Source organism: Streptomyces sp. NPDC058052 (assembly GCF_042885515.1).
Lineage (GTDB): Bacteria > Actinomycetota > Actinomycetes > Streptomycetales > Streptomycetaceae > Streptomyces.
Map to the genome: position 1 here is coordinate 1 of NZ_JBHVRX010000091.1, position 1,225 is coordinate 1,225.

Genomic DNA, 1,225 nt, shown 5'->3' on the forward strand with positions numbered 1-1,225 from the left:
CAATAAAAATAATCGCTAGGTAGATATACTAGCGATTATTTTTATTGTAAGTGAGTTTAAAATGCCAGGAATGATAGACGGGTTACGAAAAGCAGGTCAATCGACAATAATACTCAATTCGCAAAAATTTGAGGAACAATTTTAGCTCATTGCTAGTTATTGCTCATGACCTAAGCGCTTTTCTTCACACCTTTAGGGGTCCTCCGGGGCCTACTGGTATACCAAGTAGGAACCATATTAATGTAAAGGCTATCCATACAATAGTGAGGGCGATAGAGTAAGGCATCAAACTTGATAGTAGTGTACCGAGTTTCATATTTTTATCATACTTTTGTGCATATGAAAGTAATAATGGTAGATATGGCATCATCGGTGTAATAGGGTTTGTAATTGAATCGCCTACACGATAAATTGCTTGTGTAAATGCTGGATGGAATCCAACTAAGATGAGCATTGGTACAAAGATAGGTGCTAGAATACCCCATTTGGCAGAAGCGCTACCGACCAACATATTGACTAAAGCACTTAGTAAAATAATTCCTATAATTAAAACTATTCCATTTTGATGTTGTAATAATTTGGCACCTTTAACGGCTGCAATGACACCTAAGTTACTCCATTCTAAAAAGGCAAGTAATTGTGATGCGAAGAATACGATGACAATAAATGACCCCATTGAACCTAAAGATTCCGCGATCATACTGCCTAAGTCTTTAGTATTTTTAATTTCTCCACTTAATATCCCATAAATTGTGCCTGGTACTAAGAACACAACTAAAATAATTAATCCGACACCATTAATTAACGGTGCATCGTCGAGTAGACTTCCAGTCTTCGCATTTCTTAAGAAACTATGTTCTGGTATTGCGCATATAATGAGTAAAACGATGAGTACTACAAAGCTTATGTTTGCCCAAAAGAGTGCTTTATTCTCTTGTGGTGTGATATGAGAAGATGTTTCTTCTGTGTCTTCATGGGCCTGGCTTTCATCATAGCGTCCTAACCTAGGAATAATGAGTTTTGTCGTAACCAAATGGATTGTTGGTAATAAGACAACAACACTTGCTGCGATAAAGTACCAGTTCATAGCCACGTTTGTCTTAATGTCTTTAGAAACAATACGTGCTGCTGGGTCTGTGAAAGAATAGACGAGCGCATCTTGCATACCTACTACTAAATTTGCAGCAAAACCTCCAACTGCTGAAGCGTAGGCCATGGCTAAACC

At 37.7% G+C, this 1,225-nt stretch carries 1 protein-coding gene; it reads right to left on the reverse strand.

Annotated features, from left to right (window positions below):
* Window positions 1-184: 184 nt before the first annotated feature.
* Window positions 185-1,225 (reverse strand): AbgT family transporter (locus ACFVU3_RS40125; protein WP_390073720.1); only part of this gene is annotated, 1,041 nt, incomplete at its 5' end.